Here is a 3,078-nt window from a genome sequence, read left to right as displayed (position 1 = left end):
GGCCAAGAAGCTGAAGCTGGACCCCCGCTCCGACACGGTCGCGCAGGAACTCGACCCGTCGGTGCTGCCCTCCCACTTCATCGCCGCGAACACCCCCGGAGGCATCGGCTTCGACACGATCGGCGGGACGTCGTGGGGCATGGCGGTCCGCCCGGACTACACGACGGCCAAGGTCCTGCACGTGGCGCCGACCGGCTCCATCACCGACACCCACGCCGACGGCACGAGCACCACCGTCGTGAACGACCACGGCGGCGGGGTCGTCGCCTCGGGCGGCGGCGCGCCGGGCGACACCACCACCGGCGGCTTCAGCGAGCACCACTCGGGGACCCAGCACACCATCGGGGAGGCGAGCCGCGCGTCGCACAGCGGCGGCACCCACGCCGAATCGGTGCTCCCCAAGCCCCCGCCGGGACTCGCCTTCGAGGATGGGCCGCTGTACCTGGTGGAGTTCGACGCGGACTGGGCGATCGCCGCGCAGGGCGGTGGCAAGGGGGACCGGCCGCACCTCGGCACGACGCGGGACAGGATCACCGGGTGGGTCTCCCAGCGGACCGCGGTCCGGCTCGGCATGGTCGACGGCGAACGCGTCGCCGATGCGGCCGAGGCGGTGGACGGCGTCGCGGTGGCGCAGGAGGCGCTGGCCGACGCCGAGTCCGACTACCTCAAGGCCCGCCAGAAGCTCTGGTACGCCGCGCAGGAGGCCAAGGGGCAGCCCGCCGACAGCACCGAGTTCCGCGCGTACGAGGCCGAGAAGAAGGCGGTGGAGCGCCGCCGCACGACGTACATCAAGGCGTTCGACGACTGGCTGGCCGCCCAGCGCGCGGCGGTGGCCGCGATCCAGCCCGACGGCGCCACGGCCGTGGTCACCTCCTCAGCGGGGCCCGATGACGACGGTGGCGGCAACGACCGCCACGACCGGGGCTCCGGCGGCGGCGCCGACCGGAGCCGGGGCACCGGCCGGGGCGGCCGCGGCGGCGGCCCGTCCGGCGGGACCGGCGACGGATCCGGCGGCCGGGGGCGCGACGACCGCGGCCGCTTCGGCCACGACTCCGACGACGACCTCTACGACGGCGACGCACCCGCCACCGAGCAGGGCACCGACGACGACTTCGGCGGGCTCTACGACGACGAACCGGTCCGGACCGAGGCGTCGGCGGAGGACGGCGCGCCCGCGCCCCGGTTCGAGCCGATCGGCCTCGACGGCAAGCCGTGGTCGCCCGACCTCGGCGCGCTCAGCGGCAAGAACGGCGACTCCCCCTCCACCGGCCGCTCCCTGGCGGACCTCCTCGCCGCCCTGGAACAGGGCAAGACGCTGCCGGTGCCCCCCGAGGTGATGGCGGCCGAGGCGATGGCCGAACCCCTGTCGGTCTACACCGCCCTCGGCCCCGGACCCGTCGACCTCGGAGAGGGCAGCACCCTCAACCCGGCCCAGAACACCACCGGGCGGAACACCGACGCCGACGGCGACCGGCCCGACGTCGACGCGATGGTCCTGGCGGTCGAGAACGATGAGGACCCCGACGGCGACGACCCCGTGGCCAAGGCGAACGAGGCGCGCGGCCGGGCCACCGCCCTGCGCGCCGAGGCCACGCGGCTGCGCGACCTGGCCGCCGACGCCCGGGAGGAGGCCGAAGGGCTCCGGACGGAGTTCGAGAACCGGACCGACACCGCCGACACCGCGCGAACTGCCGTACGGGACGCGATCACGGCGGTCCGGGACGCCCGCACCGAAGTGGACGGCCTCCGGCAGCCGGAGGCGGACGCCCGCGCGGCGGCGGCCGCCGCCGAGGGGAACGCCGACCGCCTGGGCCGCGCCGCCGACGACGCCGACCGCACGGCGGACCTCCTGCAGGAGGCGGCGGACGCCGCCGACACCCGCGCCGACACGCTCCGGGCCGAGGCCGACGACGCGTACGCCGCGGCGAACGAGCGGGCCGCGGAGCTCCAGGGCGTCCTCGACGCGGCCGAGGACGCGCAGTGGGCCGAGATCCAGGCCGGGCAGGCCCGCGCGGACGCCGACGACCTGGATTTCCGGGCCGACGAGATCGACGACGGCGTTCAGCGGCTCCGATCGGAACTGTCCGACCTGCGCGGGGAGGCGGCGGAGTCCTCCGACGACCGGCCGGATCCGGCGTCCGCACCGGACACCGACCCCCGGCTCCCCGGCCTCGATCGCACGGCCGAGGCCGCAGGCCTCCGCGAGCAGGCGGCGGAGCGTGCCGCCGCCGCCGAGCGGGCCGAGCGGCGCGCCGCGGAGCTGTGGGAGCGGTCGGGCATCGGCCCCGACGACATCGAGGGCGTGCGGAGCGCACTCGACACCGTCTTCGACGACGCGACGGTCCGGCTGCGGGCCGCCGACGCCGCGCGGGAGGACGCCGCGCGGGTCTACGACGCGCTGAGCACGGCGTGGAGCGACGCCTATGCGGCGCGCGAGACGGCGGACGACGCGCGCGCGGCGGCGGACGGGGCGCGGGAGGCCGCCGAGGCCGCCGCCGACGCGGTCAGGGACGCGCGCTACCGCCTGGCCCTGGCCGAGCAGGTCGTGGACCGCGCCGAACGCGTCGAGCAGGCGGCCCGGACGGCGGCCGACGACGCGGAGTACTTCGCCATCGCCGCCGACCGTTCCGCGCGCGAGGCCGAGCAGAAGGCCGAACGCGTCCGGCGGGCGGCGGAGACCGCCGCGGACCGCGCCGACGAGCTGGGGCGCGACGTCTTCCCCGAGACGGCCCACCTGGGGCCGATGCTCACGTCCAACTGGTTCGGCACGCACCCCGTCGACACCTCCGGTCTGATGTCCGAACTGCAGACCCGCGTCGACGCCATCACCGACCCCCGGGTCACCGACGCCGTGCGCACCGCCGTCATGGACCGGGTCCGCGCCCAGGCGGCCCGCGACATCCGGCCGTTCTTCCACGCGGACGGGTTCACCGCCACCGTCCAGGGCCCCGGCGGTGAGTGGACGTTCCACCTGCGGGTCGACCCCGACGCCGAGTACCACCACGACCCGTCGGCGTCGGGGGCGCTGCCGCCGGCGCGCCGCTCCAAGTACGTGCTCATGCAGGGCGAGGGCGACCC

1 pseudogene is annotated in these 3,078 nt (G+C 76.6%); it reads left to right on the top strand.

The features are described from left to right. Positions 1-3,078, top strand: a pseudogene (locus NT8_RS30180) (hypothetical protein); the annotation flags it as partial.

It is taken from the genome of Nocardiopsis trehalosi NBRC 14201 (genome assembly GCF_001552555.1).
Taxonomy (GTDB): Bacteria; Actinomycetota; Actinomycetes; order Streptosporangiales; family Streptosporangiaceae; genus Nocardiopsis_B; species Nocardiopsis_B trehalosi.
This window is presented reverse-complemented; position numbering and strand designations above follow the sequence as displayed.